General features: G+C 68.3%; 1 protein-coding gene. It reads left to right on the forward strand.

The genetic code is table 11. The annotated features are described in order from the left end of the window. Positions 1-987: hydantoinase/oxoprolinase family protein (locus W930_RS28820; RefSeq protein WP_036656431.1), on the forward strand; the 987-nt coding region annotated here is incomplete at both ends.

Raw genomic sequence — 987 nt, forward strand, 5'->3', positions numbered from 1 at the left:
CATGAAGCTCGTCTCGCGCGGCGACACGACGGTCGTCGACGCGTATCTCTCGCCGATTCTTCGGCGCTACGTGGAACAGGTCGCGCAGGAAATGCCGGGGGTGAACCTCCAGTTCATGCAAAGCAGCGGCGGACTCACGCGCGCCGACAACTTCCAGGGCAAGGACGCCATCCTGTCCGGCCCGGCGGGCGGCATCGTCGGCATGGTGCGCGCATCGAGCGCGGCGGGGTTCGAACGGGTGATCGGCTTCGACATGGGCGGCACGTCCACTGACGTCTCGCACTACAACGGCGAATTCGAGCGTGTTTTCGAGACGCAGGTCGCGGGCGTGCGCATGCGTGCGCCGATGATGAGCATCCATACAGTGGCCGCGGGCGGCGGCTCCGTGCTGTCGTTCGACGGCACGCGCCTGCGCGTGGGGCCCGACTCGGCCGGCGCGAATCCGGGGCCGGCGGCCTACCGTCGCGGCGGCCCACTCACGGTGACCGACTGCAACGTCATGCTCGGCAAGATTCAGCCCGCGCATTTCCCGAAGGTGTTCGGTCCGTGCGCCGACGAGGCGCTGGATCGCGATGTCGTCGTGGCGAAGTTCACCGCCCTGGCCGCCGAGATCGAGCAGGCCACCGGGCGCCGCCAGACGCCGGAGGCCCTCGCCGAAGGCTTCCTCGAAATCGCGATCGGCAGCATGGCGAACGCCATCAAGAAAATCTCGGTGCAACGCGGTCACGACGTGAGCCGCTATGTGCTGACGACGTTTGGTGGCGCGGGCGGTCAGCACGCCTGCGGGGTGGCCGACGCCCTGGGCATGACGAAGGTTTTCGCGCATCCGCTCGCCGGTGTGCTGTCGGCTTACGGCATGGGGCTCGCCGATCAGACAGCGATGCGCGAGCGCATGATCGAGGCACCGCTCTCGGACGATGGCATGGCCGCACTCGAGGACGCCCTCGGCGCGCTCGCCGACGACGCAGTGAACGCGTTGCTCTCGCA

It is taken from the genome of Pandoraea sp. E26, from assembly GCF_000681415.1.
Taxonomy (GTDB): domain Bacteria; phylum Pseudomonadota; class Gammaproteobacteria; order Burkholderiales; family Burkholderiaceae; genus Pandoraea; species Pandoraea pnomenusa.